This window comes from Shewanella sp. ULN5 (assembly GCF_030731885.1).
Lineage (GTDB): Bacteria > Pseudomonadota > Gammaproteobacteria > Enterobacterales > Shewanellaceae > Shewanella > Shewanella holmiensis.
Map to the genome: position 1 here is coordinate 22,706 of NZ_JAPJEE010000012.1, position 14,634 is coordinate 37,339.

13 protein-coding genes are annotated in these 14,634 nt (G+C 42.2%); 7 read left to right on the forward strand and 6 right to left on the reverse strand.

The window, feature by feature from the left end:
• Nucleotides 1–4: 4 nt before the first annotated feature.
• The 3 genes from ORI98_RS12265 (at nt 5) to ORI98_RS12275 (ending at nt 3,188) form a co-directional block, all read left to right on the forward strand.
• On the forward strand, nt 5–1,591 hold the full coding sequence (locus ORI98_RS12265) for a hypothetical protein (protein WP_306135397.1): 1,587 nt from the start codon (nt 5–7) through the stop codon (nt 1,589–1,591).
• Nucleotides 1,588–2,427 carry a hypothetical protein gene (locus ORI98_RS12270; RefSeq protein ID WP_306135398.1) on the forward strand — a complete coding sequence of 280 codons (840 nt, stop codon included), beginning with the start codon at nt 1,588–1,590 and terminating at the stop codon, nt 2,425–2,427. Before ORI98_RS12265 ends, ORI98_RS12270 begins: the two co-directional genes overlap by 4 nt.
• A gap of 293 nt (nt 2,428–2,720) precedes the next feature.
• A complete protein-coding gene (locus tag ORI98_RS12275) occupies nt 2,721–3,188 on the forward strand; it encodes an OsmC family protein (RefSeq protein WP_306135399.1) in 468 nt (155 codons plus the stop codon).
• Between the two features lie 48 nt (nt 3,189–3,236).
• On the opposite strand, the gene ORI98_RS12280 is transcribed toward ORI98_RS12275, so the two are convergent.
• The 4 genes from ORI98_RS12280 to ORI98_RS12295 form a co-directional block, all read right to left on the reverse strand.
• Nucleotides 3,237–4,694, reverse strand: coding sequence for a sensor histidine kinase KdpD (locus ORI98_RS12280; RefSeq protein WP_306135400.1), 1,458 nt, complete (start codon nt 4,692–4,694; stop codon nt 3,237–3,239).
• Complete coding sequence (locus ORI98_RS12285; RefSeq protein WP_306135402.1) at nt 4,694–5,425, reverse strand: response regulator transcription factor; 732 nt, start codon at nt 5,423–5,425, stop codon at nt 4,694–4,696. Before ORI98_RS12285 ends, ORI98_RS12280 begins: the two co-directional genes overlap by 1 nt.
• An 80-nt stretch (nt 5,426–5,505) precedes the next feature.
• Nucleotides 5,506–6,231 carry a spondin domain-containing protein gene (locus tag ORI98_RS12290; RefSeq protein ID WP_306135403.1) on the reverse strand — a complete coding sequence of 242 codons (726 nt, stop codon included), beginning with the start codon at nt 6,229–6,231 and terminating at the stop codon, nt 5,506–5,508.
• 10 nt (nt 6,232–6,241) lie between these two features.
• The gene (locus ORI98_RS12295; RefSeq protein WP_261298402.1) at nt 6,242–6,943 is read right to left on the reverse strand and encodes a spondin domain-containing protein; all 702 of its coding nucleotides are present in this window, start codon (nt 6,941–6,943) and stop codon (nt 6,242–6,244) included.
• A gap of 174 nt (nt 6,944–7,117) precedes the next feature.
• Between ORI98_RS12295 and ORI98_RS12300 the strand changes: the two genes are divergently transcribed.
• Both ORI98_RS12300 and ORI98_RS12305 read left to right on the forward strand, forming a co-directional pair.
• Nucleotides 7,118–7,669: a GNAT family N-acetyltransferase gene (locus tag ORI98_RS12300; protein ID WP_306135405.1), complete on the forward strand. Its 552-nt coding sequence runs from the start codon at nt 7,118–7,120 to the stop codon at nt 7,667–7,669.
• Nucleotides 7,669–9,030, forward strand: a complete 1,362-nt coding sequence (locus tag ORI98_RS12305) for an FAD-binding oxidoreductase (protein WP_306135406.1) — start codon at nt 7,669–7,671, stop codon at nt 9,028–9,030. The genes ORI98_RS12300 and ORI98_RS12305 overlap by 1 nt, the downstream gene beginning before the upstream one ends.
• 41 nt (nt 9,031–9,071) lie before the next feature.
• Here ORI98_RS12305 and nhaC read toward each other — a convergent pair whose 3' ends face one another.
• On the reverse strand, nt 9,072–10,547 hold the full coding sequence (gene nhaC / locus ORI98_RS12310; RefSeq protein WP_261298405.1) for a Na+/H+ antiporter NhaC: 1,476 nt from the start codon (nt 10,545–10,547) through the stop codon (nt 9,072–9,074).
• A 496-nt stretch (nt 10,548–11,043) separates the two neighbouring features.
• On the opposite strand from nhaC, the gene ORI98_RS12315 reads away from it, so the two are divergent.
• Complete coding sequence (locus tag ORI98_RS12315) at nt 11,044–12,108, forward strand: HlyD family secretion protein (protein ID WP_261298406.1); 1,065 nt, start codon at nt 11,044–11,046, stop codon at nt 12,106–12,108.
• Nucleotides 12,098–13,123, forward strand: coding sequence for a DUF2955 domain-containing protein (locus ORI98_RS12320; protein ID WP_261298407.1), 1,026 nt, complete (start codon nt 12,098–12,100; stop codon nt 13,121–13,123). Before ORI98_RS12315 ends, ORI98_RS12320 begins: the two co-directional genes overlap by 11 nt.
• Before the next feature lie 139 nt (nt 13,124–13,262).
• Here ORI98_RS12320 and purD read toward each other — a convergent pair whose 3' ends face one another.
• Nucleotides 13,263–14,564, reverse strand: coding sequence for a phosphoribosylamine--glycine ligase (purD, locus tag ORI98_RS12325; RefSeq protein ID WP_306135407.1), 1,302 nt, complete (start codon nt 14,562–14,564; stop codon nt 13,263–13,265).
• Between the last annotated feature and the right edge of the window lie 70 nt (nt 14,565–14,634).

Genomic DNA, 14,634 nt, shown 5'->3' on the forward strand with positions numbered 1-14,634 from the left:
TAAAATGGATTTTTTAACAACGCTATTAAACGAATACCGTATGCTTGTATCTGTAGTATTAAGCACTTTTTTATTAATAATTATGATCACTATTTGGTGGGATAAGGTTAGTTTCTGGTGGCTAAATGTTCGATATTCTTTACCTTTAATTGGTAAAGAAAACAGCTTATCAAAAGATTATGAAACTTCCGTTAAAGTCTATGATAAAACATGGCTTAACAGTGAGGTTACGCTGTGTGCTGATTTTGCTGCTTACTATGAAAAAGTGAATAAAGATGAAGAGTTATTTGCCAAAAGCCAAGATTATCTTGGAAAGGCCACAGAGAACGGTCGAAATAACTTACATGCCATAGGGTGGATATTAATTGCTGCTTTGGTTTTCGTCGAGGCTATGGGTTTTAGTTATATCCTATCAGGATTTACTATCCCCGGAGCTTCTGAATCGATGCAACAAAAAGGCGCATTAGGTATAGCATTTATTATTTCCGTTTTACTAGTAGGTTTAACCCATTTTACAGGGCATGAACTTCACGGCAACTCGTTAATCAAAAAAGCTAAAGTGTGGTGGAAAAATGCTAAAAATAGAGATAGAAATACCCCTGAACTCGCGCCGAATACCCGTATCAATTTAGACAAAACCTTTGAAGATGATGCAGACCCCCAATATAAGCAGTTGATCAACCGTATTTCAACAAATGCAGAAGTAAAACCTCGCTATTTAGTGACCGTACTCACTACTGTTGCCATCATTGTTATTGCAGTCTTAGCGACTTATGTACGTGGTCAAGTATTAGAGAAAGAGCACATAGAAACTGTCAATATCGATACAAGCTCTGCTATGTATCAAGAACAAGATCCATATGCAGAAGCGGTACCTGCTATGTTGCTTCAAGATAAGCAAGAAGCTGCTGACAAGGCGGGTGATGATGTATGGGAGCGCGAACAGAAAGGTGGTTGGGGCACGTTTATTTTTCTTGCATTCTTATTCATACTCCTGCAAATATTTGGCATTTTAATTGGTTTTAAAACTGGTTTTGCTGGCAAACATTCAAGTGATGCACGCAAACAGATTGGTCCCTTTAAGAGTGAGCGTGAGTTTAAGGCTTATTATTCACGCTTAAAGCAGCAAGTTGCCCGTATAGCTCAAAAAAGGCTGACTAATTTGCAACAGAAAATGAATCAGCGAGCTGAAATTAACTGTCAAGATCCTAAAGTACTGCATGTATTAGAAGCGTGTGGGGATCGGGCATTCCTGGTTTATATGGAAGATCTTGGCAATGCTGAAACTAAATTTGATCAATCTGTGCGGTTAAGAGAGCATCAAACAAAAATCGAAAACAGAGCACTAAGTAGGGCAGATGTTGGTAATCATGTGAATCCGGTTGTGGCAGATCCTTTAACAAGCAATATACAGGACAGCTCAACAGTGTCAGAAAGCCAAATAACAGAGACTCCAGCACAAGCTGAAACTCGAATTCGTGAAGAATTGCTCGCTGAAATAGCACAAGAAAAAGCAGTGAAAGTTGTTGAAACTGAGGAACAAATGCGTGCAAGGTTACGCAGTGAGTTAATGCAGGAGCTTAATTCATGAAACTGAGTATCAAATTAATGAGCCTATGTTGCTCTTTAGTTATATCTTCTTTTCAAGCGGTTTATGGTGCAGATAGAAATGATATTAAAAGTTGTTATGACTATGCCAAAGTTGACCCTAAAACGGCGACTACCGTACCCAAAAGGCATCTTTTTGTAGCGATTGATGGCACTTTTTCGCCTGATTTGAATATCAAAAAGTTAGTTCATCAAAAAGTACAACTTTTCATACAGCCCGGTGATGAAATAACCATCATTAACTTTAGTGCCTATGTTGAAGATTTCTATACGAAAATCTTATTTACGGGGAAATTAAATACTGACATAAGTGATCGTGATGATATACCGAAAAAATTATTAAGAAAATTTGATAATTGTATGGGTCAGCAAAGTGCTTATGTGCAGCGCAAAGTCGATTCAAATATTATGCAATCATTTAAACCTGATGCAATTGATGTGCCTAAAACTGAAATATTATCTAATCTATCTCAAGTTATCGCACCAATAATTGCCGCTGATAATCAAGGTCGTCGTGTTTTACTATTAGTCTCCGATATGGTTGAAAATTCAGATGTGACTAGTTTTTATGCTAGCAATACATTAAAAACAATTATGCCAGAACAAGAAATAGCCAAAGTTCAACAAGCGAACATGCTCAGTGACTTCAACCAAGCTGATATTTATGTGATAGGTGCAGGTTGGATAGCTTCGGATACAAAAGGTTTTCGTGGTGGAGAGAAAATGTTGCAGCTAAAACAATTTTGGAGTCAATATTTCGAGCATTCAAACGCAAAATTAAAAGCTTTTGGTCAACCTGTGTTAATGGTCGATATGTAAAGTCGATGCTGAGCATGAGGGGGCATTCATTAAGTCTGTTACTGAGTTGTCGGGTAAATAACACAAGTAAGCTATTTAGCGAACGTGATTATATGCAAATTAAAGCGAGCCATATGGCTCGCTTTTTTGTAATATTTTTTAAAATGTATTTGAGATGAAACACTAGCATGTGTAATGTTTTAAGCCTCATTATGACAGTGTATTCCTTAAGCTATTGAGCAGACGATTTAAATTTACAGCAAGGGAATGAGCATTATTCGTCATCTACAGATGATAATTTTAAAGGAATTGAAATGTCAGAATATTTTGCCAAAGTTAAGTGGGTGAGAGCGAGTGATGCTCTCTATGTTGATAATCAATATAGTAGAGGACATGAGTGGATTTTTGATGGTGGCATAACTGTACCAGCGTCTTCATCCCCACATGTTGTACCTTTGCCTTATTCCGTGGCGGCTAATGTTGATCCTGAAGAAGCTTTTGTCGCGTCATTGTCCAGCTGTCACATGCTGTTCTTTTTATCGATTGCCGCTAAACGGCAATATGTTGTCGATACCTATATTGATGATGCAGTTGGTATAATGGCTAAAGACAGCGAAGGCCGAATGAGTATGACGCTTGTCACACTAAAGCCGTTTGTACAATTTTCAGGAGATAAGCAACCAACGTTGGAACAACTTGAAAAAATGCACCATCAAGCTCATGAGCAATGCTTTATAGCTAACTCAGTAAAAACGCAGGTAGTGACAGAGATCGTGGTTTAATTAATGCGATTTAAAATCGTCATTCTGATTTTTGTAAAATGCGTTGCATTAAAATTGCGTCACCAATTCAATTTTAAACTCACTGCCTATGCCGGGTTGGCTAGCGATTTCAATTCGGCATTTCAATATGCCTAGTAATTGTCTGACAATTGCTAATCCTACGCCTAATTGGGGTAACGGTTGATTATGGCTAAAGTGTGCGGGTTGAATCGATAGCTGCTTTAATGCATCAACTTCATGTTGATGCATGCCAGCACCCGTGTCTCTTACCGCTAACCATTGTTGCCCTTGATATTGTTGATTAATAATCTGAATCGTTCCACCTTTTGGAGTGTAACGCAGGGCGTTATCGACTAGGTTATTTAATATACGGCGCATTAACTGAGGGTCGGTATAGATTTGGCTTGGTCGCTCAAGCTTAAATTGCAGTGAAATACCCAAGTTTTTAGCTCTCGGAGCAAAGGTTTTTTCAACTTCATTTAATAAACTGGCTAATTCGACTTGTTGAAGCTGTGCATGAATTTGGCCATTTTCTAATGCGGCTAGCTCTAGCAGTTGTGCTAATAATTGCTGTAACGTTTGGCCTGAGTTAGCAGCATATTGGATAAGCACTGCATCGCGCTCATCTGCGGGTAAAATGAGCCAGGTGTCGATATAGCCTAATAATGCGGTTAATGGGGTTTTTAAGTCATGGGACAAATGCAGTAAAAAGTCGTGTTTGGCCTGTTGCTGTCGCTTAACCTGTTGTTGCTGCTGTTGAATTTCTTGCAGTAAATGATTGATATGCTCACTTAATTGGCTTATTTCTAAACTTCCCCTATAGCGTTCTGGTAAGGTTAGATTTTCAGAAATAGGTAAGGTTTTTAAATTAGTTAAATCCTGGGCTAATTTATGGATCGGGCGGGTAAAATAATGCAATAAAATCACAAATAACAATAAGGCGAATATTACCCAAAAACCTATTGTTGCACCCCATATTTTTGGTTGGTTTTCGGCATTAATTAATGCTTGCCAGCTGTCGTACTCTTCTCCGCCAATAATCACATATAAATAGCCGCTATGTAGCCCTTGGCTATTTATCAGCTTGGCAGCTGAAAAAATCTTTTGGGTATCAAGTGAGCGTGGATCTGTGCCAAGTAATGGCAGGTGTTTGCCAGCTAAAAATTGCTGAATAATATTAATGTCGACACGGTGGTTCTTAATTTTCTCTTCTTTTGCATCATAGGCGATTACCTTGCCATTTGGATCTAAGGTATAAATTTCAAAGCTTGGCCCCAGTAACATAAAATCATGAAAGGCTTCTTTTAAAGCGGCATCTGAAGTGATCCCCTGTGATAGCAGTGGATTAATATGCGCCATATGCTCCGCTAATTCGAGGTGCAGTGATTGCTGAATTTGATTGCGACTGAACTCATGATTTAGTTGTAGCCATTGCCATAACGCCACAAATAACAGCAGTGCTATCGCGGTAGCGACAAAGAATAATCGATTAAATAGACGATTCATTAGTGAGCCTGTGCCTCAGGTGGAGAGAATTTATACCCTACGCCCCACACGGTTTTCACTAAGTCGTGTTCTGAACAGCGGGATAATTTGTTTCGTAATCGATTAATGTGGCTATTCACCGTGTGCTCGTAACCGCTATAGTTATAGCCCCAGACCGCTTCTAATAGCTGCAACCGACTAAATACTTGTTGCGGGTGTTGAGCCAGATAAAGCAATAAATCAAACTCACGCGCGGTTAACTCTAATGCATTATTAAATGCCAATACTTCACGCGTGCTGGCGTTAATGCTGACACCATGAAAGTCGAGTTGCTGCTGATGGTCATGCTGAACTTGTCCACGTCTTAAATGAGCTTTCACTCTGGCACGCAGTTCCAATACACTGAAAGGCTTTACAAGGTAGTCATCTGCGCCCGCTTCAAGCCCCAGCACTATATCTGCTTCTGAATCTTTGGCGGTCAATAACATAATGGGCACTTCTTTTTGCGCTTGCCTGAGTTGCTGGCATAGTATGATCCCGTCGCCGTCAGGTAGCATTCTGTCCATTAAAATTAAGTCGAGTTTTTTATGTTCAATGATCTGCATGGCTTGCTTTAATGTTGTGGCGTGACATACCTGATAATTTAATGCTGTTAAATTGAGCAGAATTAGTTTGGCTAAATCCTGTTCATCCTCAACCAATAAAATATATTGTGGGTTAGCGTGTCCATTATGTTTTGTTGAATGATTCATGTGTATCCCTCAAGACAGATCCTTGCATCCACGGCAATAGACCTGTATTGAGAAGATTAAATTTCATTCCTGCTGAAATTTTATTCAGTGCGCGTAATGGTTACAGCAAGGACCGGATTATCAAAACGATGCGAAGGCATAAGGACAGAGTCAGCTAAACCATCATATTGGCTGATAACGCCGGGATGAATATGCACAAAATCTACATCATCTCGGGCAGCATTAAAGCCTTCTCCGACATCAGCAGGTCCAGGCATACTACCTTTAGCTTCTGTATTGGCTTCTGTGCCCGCATCGTAGGCCATGTATTTCATCATTGTTGGCATATCAACAGCCATTCCTGCAATGTTGACACCATTGACCCCTGTAAAGGCATCATTAGTATTCACCAACATGGTTACCAAACTGAGGTTTGCGACGTCAGCTTCGGCTAACGTTAACGTGAGGGTTTCAGTCATGCCTGGCATCAACATGCCAGCACCATTTACGCTATTAGTGACAGCTTCTAGTGCAGCTATATCTGCGGTATCGCCGCCTTCAGCCATTTTTTCAATGGCAAGGCTTGCCGCTTCACCAGCTTGCCACAGCATAGCGTCTGCACTGTGCGATGCGACAATCACTGGCGACATGGGTTGATTCGCCGTTAAGTTTGTCACTGTTACTGTATACGTTTGCATAACCACTGCCGGTGGTGTTGGCTCGGGTGTGACAACAACTTCATCGTCGTCTCCACAACCACTGAGTAATGTCGATACCACAAATAAGGCAAGTAAGCTGGGTTTAAGTTTAATGTCGGTGGTTTTCATGTTTTACCTCCTATTTTACTGTGACCACAACTTTCGCCACAGGGTTTAACCAGCGGTGAATGCGGCTGTCTAAATCGCTGGGCCCGCCTGCAGGATCGGTATCGCCTAATACGCCAGGGTGAGTATGGACGTACATGTTATCTGCACCGTCCATCACGCCAGTACCATTAGCGCCGCCGTTACCACCGGGAGCTGCCGGAATACCTGCTACACCTGACATGCCGCCGCCATTAATGATTTCGTCATTGGCTTCTGTGCCTGCATCATAGGCATTAATATAAACTGTGTAAGTACCTGCTTCAGTTGGAATTTTCCAACTGTCTAAACCGATAAATGCATCGTTGGTTGGCAGTACCATTGCAACAATAGAAAGATGAGTGTTATCAGCGGTATCTAGCATGACATCATTAACGCTGGCTCCTGCCGCAAGTAACCCCATGGCTGGGTTAGCTGAGGTGACACCATTTGTGCCTGTAACGGCTGTATCAAGGTCGGCAATGTCACCGCCTTCTGCCATTTTTTGTAATGCTGGCGACGCCATTTCACCGACGTGAAATAAATGACTGTCGCTGGTATGAGCGGCGATGAACAGTGGCGTAAAGTGATTACCATGGGTAAGGTTGGTGACACTGACTTCAATGTCTGCGGCTTGGGTTGATAAACTCAATAAACCTGCTGCTAGTAGGCTAGCGTTAACTAATGTACGTTTCATAACCGAGCTCCTTTTGTTTAATTACAGCTAGTATTACAAAGGGAGTTCACTGGGTTATCGCTAAATTATCACAAAAGTTTAACATCGTTAGGTTCAGGTTATTTTGTTATACTAAATTGAGCCTGCAGATGAATAAAAATGATTTTTCTTGGTATTAAAAAAAGAATAAAAAATATGATAAGAACGTTACAACCAGATGATTTTAAAGCGGTACTGGCATTAGGTGAACAAGTACACGGTCAGGGTTATATGGATATGGACGAACTGACAGCCATTTATCACAAAGGCATAAAAAATGGTATTAATGCCAACTTTGTAGCCATTGAAAATGCATCATTATTGGGTTTTCGATTAACCTATGCCGCAGGTAAATGGCAACAGGACCAATGGTGCACAGTCGAGCAATGGGGTTTCGACTTTGATGATGTGTGTTACTTTAAATCCAATACCATTGCTGAGCATGGCCGAGGCAAAGGATTAGGCGGACAACTTTTACAAGCCTCTAAAGAAGCCGTTATGGCACAAGGCGCTAAAGCGGGCGTGAGTCATTTGTGGCAACAAAGCCCTAATAATGCCGCGGTACGCTATTTTACCAAAGCGGGTGGGAAATTGATTAAGCAACACCCTCAACGTTGGCATCAACGACATATGGGAGAGGATTATATCTGCGTGCTATGTGGCGTTGATTGTCACTGTGTCGCCTGTGAAATGTTATTGGTGTTTTGATGAAAAACAATATGAAACCTTATGATCCGCTTGTTAATAAGACGCCTAAGGGTCAGCCACAACCCACTAGTTATTGGGCGAGTACCATTAAATTGCCAAAACCCAATGCCGCACTAAAAGGCACTCAGCAAACCGATGTGGCTATTATTGGTGGCGGCTATACGGGATTATTAACCGCGTATTATCTAGCAACTGAATTTAATATTGATTGCCACGTGCTTGAAGCCAATCAGGTTGGTTTTGGTGCCAGTGCTCGTAATGCTGGGTTTGTGTTAAAAGGTTCTGGGCGTCTAGGGTACAGCGCTATGGCACAGCGTTGGGATATTGATACTGCCAAAGGTATTTATGCTGAGTTTACTGAGGCGGTCGCGCGCGTATCAGGGTTAATTAAACAGCATCAAATTAGCTGTGATGTGCAAGATACAGGTTACTTAAAAGTGGCCCATAACCCAAAAGCGCTCGCACAACTGCAAGCAGCAGCGGGATTTATTCAACAACATTTTGGGGATGGTGCTGAGTTTATTGACCGTAACACTTTTTGTGACCAATACATGAATCACCAGCAAGCTTTTGGTGCATTAAGGTTAAATGATGGTTTTGGGATTAACCCATTAAAATTATTACTGGGTTATAAGCAGATGGTACAGCAAGCTAACGTGTCGATATCAGAGCAATCTTGCGTGCTTACATGGCAGCAAGAGGGGGGGAAACATCGTTTGATAACTGAGTCCGGTGAGCTGACTGCCAATAAGGTGATTTGTGCCGGTAATGCTTATACGCCAAAAAAATTCTCGCCAATTATCGATAACAAATATTTGCCTATACTCAGTAATGTCATTGTGACTGAGCAACTTACCGCCGATGAATTACAGCAAGCGGGCATTTATACTTCGCAAGTCACCATGGATACCCGCATATTAAAATATTACTACCGCTTATTGCCTGATAACCGCTTGTTGTTTGGTGGCCGCGGTGCGGTATGGGGCAAAGACAGTGCTAACCCTGTGTATGGTCAAAGGCTAAAAATGGCCTTAGATAAATGCTTTCCTGCATTAAAACACAAAGCCATTGCCTATAACTGGACCGGCTGGATAGCAGCATCGTTTGATGATATGCCACATGTGTTTGCTGAAAATGGTGTGGGTTACAGCTTAGGTTATTGTGGTGCGGGAGTCTCTTTTAGCAGCCAGGCGGCTTATCGGCTGGCCCAAAGTATGGCTGGTGTTGCATCACCTAATTTGCCTTTATATCGTCAGCCTTTACCTTCGCACCCTTCAAGCATGCTGCCTTTTGGACAAGTGAAACGGCTAGGCCAATGGGGTTATTATCATTATGGCTGGATGAAAGACCGCTTTGGTTAAAGCGGTTTATCATCCAATTGTATCGGTACAGTTCATGGGGGTTAACCGACTACACTGCCATCATGTATTTGGCTTTCATCCAATGGCTCAATTTTGAAGTTGAAGTAGGCATAAGAAGCACTCACAAATGGGCAAACTAAGTTAAAGAATGCATAGGGCAAATACGCCACGGTTGCTACGCCCAATGTGCTGGCCATAAAAGCACCGCAGGTATTCCATGGCACTAGTGGGCTGGTAACAGTGGCAGAATCTTCAAGGGCACGGCTTAAATTAACGGCGGCAAGTTTTCTGTTGGTGTATTCCATTTTTAGCATGCGACCTGGCAATACAATCGCAATATATTGATCTGCAGTGATCACGTTGGCGCCAATGCACACTCCCAAAGTGGTGATGATCAAACTAGAGGTGCCTGTTACTAAGGTTAAAATACTTTGTAGAATACGCCCTAACAATCCGGTTACTTCCATCACACCGCCAAATGCCATCGCGCACAGAATTAACCACACAGTCGTTACCATGCTGCTCATGCCGCCACGGCTTAATAAGTTATCTAGAACTTCATCTCCAGTGTTGGCCACATAGCCATCAAACATGGCAATCCAGATCCCTTTCACTAAGGCTAGCAATGGCGTTATAGCATCATCGTGCACGTAAGCCAGTACGTTATCGTATTGAAAAATAGCCGCACAAACAGCACCGGCCAAGGTGCCTAAAATTACCGTTGGAAACGCAGGCATTTTTCGATTGGCAAGATACAAAACCACAAGTAACGGAAACAGCAAGTGAATGCCGGGATCAAATGTACGCTCAAGCAAGGCTAAACTATCAGCTAATTGATTTTCTACAGGAGTGGCTTCTGCGGTTAATCCTAAAAAAGTAAAGCCAATAAGCGCAATAGTAATGCTGGGGACAGTAGTCCAAGTCATGTGCTTAATATGGCTGAAAATATCAGTTCCGGCAACGGCAGGGGCTAAGTTAGTGGTATCAGACATCGGCGACATTTTGTCACCAAAGTAGGCGCCGCTGATAATCGCACCCGCGGTGATATTAACATCCAACCCCATAGCCGATGATATACCAATAAGTGCAATGCCTAAGGTTCCCGCGACTGTCCAAGAGCTACCAATACTTAAAGCCACTACTGCACACAATACACAACATGCACTGTAAAAATATTGTGGATTGAGTATCTGCATGCCGTAATAAATCATGGTTGGCACGGTTCCCGCTAGAATCCAGGTGCCGATAAGTGAGCCAACGCTAAACAGAATCAATAGTGCCCCAGTTGCAACGCCGATACTTTTTATAATACCGCGCTCCATTTGATTCCAGCTGTAACCATTTTTATAGCCAATGACCATGGCAATACAGGCTGCTAACACTAACGCAATTTGGTTTGCACCAGATGAACTATCAGATGAGAAAAGGTATACCGCAGCGGCAAGCATAATGATAAGAGCAAACACAGGAATAAGTGCGTCAAGCAAACTAGGTTGCTTGTGCTGAGAGTCTGGCATAAGTAGATCCCTTTGATAATTTATTATTATATTTATAGTCAACAGGTAGTGATGTGTTATGTGGGTTTATAAACTCATTCGGGGGAGTTATAAGCTGTTTTACACTAGCCGCGTTAGCTTGTTACTAACTTGTTACCTGGCTTTATCGTGACACAGGTCACGCAGCAAAGTCGAGCCTAAAACCAATGTTGAAGCGGTTTGGCGTTAAATCAAAGTGAAGTGTTGGTACTGGTATTGATTAAAGTTTTCAGTAAAGTTGGTATTTATGCTGAATAGTGAGAATTTGCTGCCTAAGTATGCAAGCCATATTGCTTGAGCTGAATTATTTTTTATATAAAACATCGACGTTTTATGAATATTCTGTTGGGAATATTCGATATTTTTGTCATTGAGCTTAAATAGGCTTGTTGAAAACCAGGTATTTAACATTCATTTCTTTCACTTAGTATGATTTTTGTTAGAATCATCTTCATCAATACAATAAGAGAGTAGTGACATGTCGGCCGCGGAAAAGTCATCTCGCAAACTTAGTTTTTATATCATCGGCGTTATCCTATTTATTTGGTTATATAGCCTATGGGCTGATCGCGTTACACCAATGACAGCTGAGGCAAGAGTACACTCTTACCTTGTTCGTGTTGCCAGTGAAGTCACCGGCAACGTGGTTGAGGTGAATGTAAAAAATAATCAGGTGGTTGAAGCGGGGAGTGTGCTATTTAAAATCGATCCGCGAAACTATGAAATTGCATTACAGTCAGCACAGGCTAATTTAACGATTGCAGGTCAAGGCATTGGTGCGAATACTGCTGCGGTTGCGGTAGCGCAGGCGAAAGTGGTTGATGCCATTGCCGCGCGTAACAATGCAAAAGAACAGTATGTGCGGGTGATGGAGTTGGCCGGCCAGGGTGTATTAAGTAAAGCCGATTTAGATAACGCAATCGAGTCGCGTGATAGAACTCAAGCCAGTTATGAAGCTGCTGAAGCCTCTTTAGTACAGGCAAAACAAAACTTAGGTCCAGAAGGTGAGAATAACCCACAACTTCTTGCTGCTATGGCCAACCTTGAAAAAGCACAGTTAGACTTACAGCGCACAGAAGTGCTCGCCCCTTCAAAAGGGATCGTAACCAATTTACAGTTAACCGTGGGGCAAAAAGCCAGCGTTGGCACGCCTATCTTAACGTTTATCGATCCTCGAGGTGTATGGATTTCAGCATTAGTGAGAGAAAACTCGCTGGAACACATTCGCGTAGGCCAGTCAGTTGAAGTGGTACTCGATGCGCTACCTGGTCGTGTGCTTCATGCCAGAGTTGATAGCATAGGTTGGGGAACCGGAGGCAGTAATAATATTGACCAAAACACGGGGTTTTTAACCGCTGATACGCAGTCAATGAAAGCACAGCGTTATCCTGTCAATATCGTGTTTGAGAATGAAGATGTACCAAAAAACATTCGATATGGCTCACAGGCAACCGTGGCATTTTTTACCGAGCAAAGCAGCTTTGGTGAATTATTAGCAAAACTTTGGATACGTGTTGTGAGTATATGGACTTATGTTTCGTAGCGCTGCTAATCCGATAATACGACTGGCTGTTTTTCCAGTCCTTTTGTTGTTTTATTTACAACACAGTGGGGCTTCGATGGCCATTTTGGCACCGATATTTACGGTTATCTTTTTAACCTTGATGCCATCCAAGCCCCCGTTAAATTTGTTGTTAAAATTACTGTTGGTATTGTTGTTTGTGAGTTTTGTCTTGGTATTTATTGGCGAGGTATTACAAGACACGCCCACCGGATACGCCTTGTTTTGTTGGTCATTATTTTTTTGGAGTTATTACCGCAGTCATAATGATCCTAAAGATATCATTGCCACTTTGACACTCATAGTGGTTATTATTATGACCGTGATGAATTTTCAAATGGGCGCTCAGATAGATGTCCTACCCTGGTTGATGTTTAAAGACTTTGTTATTGCCATTGTGGTTACCTATATCAGTTTCTTACTTTTCCCTGGTGATCAAAAAGATATTTTAATGGACGAAACGAGTAAAGAGGGCGCACAAACCAATATTGGCCTGATCATGTTCAAAGCAACAGCCATGTGCTTGGTTATGGTGGTGTTAATGGGTATAGGCAGTACGCAAACGATGCTGATCACCATAACCATTAGCAGCATGATTATGATCCCGATTGCTGATGATCATCGCACTTATAGCCAAAATAAAATTATCACCACAGTGCTAGGTATTTGTTTTACATTGCCAGTGATGTTTTTGTTTATGTTTGGTGTGTCGACATGGATGTTAATTGGTGTGACGGTTTTTTGCGCTTTTCAACTAGCCTGTTATGCCATTCGTAGTCAATGTCGCTCCAGCATATATCAGTTAATGTTTACTAATTTTGTGGTGCTGACTTACCAAGTAATCAAGCATCAAGGTACGGCTTCTTTGTCGGCAGAGTTTTTACGCTTGCTATCAATTGCTATCGCCATTTTAGTGGGTGCATTGATATTAAATTTAACCAAACATGTCGCTGTGCCGCTTGTCAAAGAACCACCTACGCCTCAGGCTGATAAGTGATAGGCGCTACGATAATAGTGTTATAGCCTCCACACTGCGAGCTTAAAAAAATCCCTGTGATATCACTATCACAGGGATTTTTTATGAGTCAACGGGGTTGATGACCAAATGGCTAACCCCTTAATGAATGCCTAGTGGTTTAAGCTTTACCTTGCTCACGTGCAATCGCACGGTAGGCAATATCGGTACGGAAGTAGACATCATCCCAATGGATAGCATCGACTAAAGCGTAAGCCGCTTTTTGTGCTTCGGTTACTGTGTGACCTAATGCCGTCGCACATAACACTCGACCGCCATTTGTGACCACATGACCGTCTTTCATTTCTGTGCCAGCATGGAATACTTTGGCATTGCTATCACCAAGAGATAAACCATCAATAACATCATGCTTACGGTAAGCATCAGGATAACCGCCAGCTGCCAATACCACCCCAACAGCAGGACGTGCATCAAATTCGGCAGTAACCGTATCTAACTCACCACGGGTGGCGGCTAAACATAGCTCAACGATGTCAGATTGCAGGCGCATCATAATCGGTTGGGTTTCAGGATCACCAAAACGGCAATTGTACTCAAGCACCTTTGCACTGCCATCAGGTGAAATCATCAAACCAGCGTATAAAAAGCCAGTGTAAACGTTACCTTCAGCGGCCATACCATCTACCGTAGGGCGAATTACATTAGCAATAGTCCAGTCGTGAACGGCTTGGGTCACAACAGGAGCGGGTGAGTATGCCCCCATACCGCCAGTGTTTGGACCGTAATCACCGTTATCACGGGCTTTGTGGTCTTGGCTGGTGGCCATGGCCAAGATGTTTTTGCCATCTACCATAACGATAAAGCTGGCTTCTTCGCCTTTTAAAAACTCTTCGATAACCACGCGTGAACCTGCATCACCAAACTTGTTGCCGGCTAGCATGTCTTCGATGGCGGCATCGGCTTCAGCTTGGTTTGCAGCAATAATGACCCCTTTACCAGCGGCTAAACCATCGGCTTTAATCACAACAGGAAAACCCGTTTTAGCGGTTAACTCTGCCGCGTAAGTTTTGGCAGGGGCTATTTCAGTGAAGTTAGCGTAATCAGCTGTTGGAATATTGTGACGCGCTAAAAAGTCTTTGGTGAACGCTTTTGAAGACTCAAGTTGAGCAGCGCCTTGGGTTGGACCAAAAATAGGTAAACCCGCAGAGTTAAAAGCATCAACAACACCTAATGATAAAGGCACTTCTGGGCCAACAATGGTGAGTTCAATTTTGTTTGTTTGAGCAAACTCAACTAATGCGCTGATCTCTTCAACGTTAATTGCAACGTTTTCTAATTTTGGCTCTAGTGATGTGCCCGCATTACCTGGAGCAACAAATACAGTTTCAACTTGTGCTGATTGAGCTGCTTTCCAAGCTAACGCGTGCTCGCGTCCGCCGCCACCAATAACAAGGACTCTCATTAATTCATTCCTCAAATATTAAAAATAATTCTGTGCTTAAACGAAAAAAGCAGCCAAAGATGGCTGCTCT